Annotated in this window: 1 protein-coding gene; it reads right to left on the minus strand. The window is 72.1% G+C overall.

Annotated elements, in window-relative coordinates; translation table 11 throughout:
• Positions 1-73: 73 nt before the first annotated feature.
• Positions 74-268, minus strand: a complete 195-nt coding sequence (locus JHD67_RS21545) for a hypothetical protein (protein WP_199101181.1) — start codon at positions 266-268, stop codon at positions 74-76.
• Between the last annotated feature and the right edge of the window lie 130 nt (positions 269-398).

Below are 398 nucleotides of genomic sequence, written 5' to 3' on the forward strand. Positions count from 1 at the left end.
CCCCCCCCCCCCCCCCCCCCCCCCCCCCCCCCCCCCCCCCCCCCCCCCCCCCCCCCCCCCCCCCCCCCCCTTTTTAATGACCCGCCCACCACCGAGATCTACACCCGAACGTTGTCGTCGGCAGCGTCAGATGTGTATAAGAGACAGTCTTGATCTCTTCGATCAGAGCGGTCGGATCGGGCTTCTCGGCGAGGATCTTCTTCCACGCTTCATAGACACCCACCTGGGTGTAGCTGTCCATCGCCCACGGCCTGTCTCTTATACACATCTCCGAGCCCACGAGACCCGTGACCGAATCTCGGATGGCGGCTGGTGGTGGGAAAGAGGGGGGGGGGGGGGGGGGGGGGGGGGGGGGGGGGGGGGGGGGGGGGGGGGGGGGGGGGGGGGGGGGGGGGGGG

Source organism: Dyella sp. ASV21 (assembly GCF_016428975.1).
Classification (GTDB): Bacteria; Pseudomonadota; Gammaproteobacteria; order Xanthomonadales; family Rhodanobacteraceae; genus Dyella.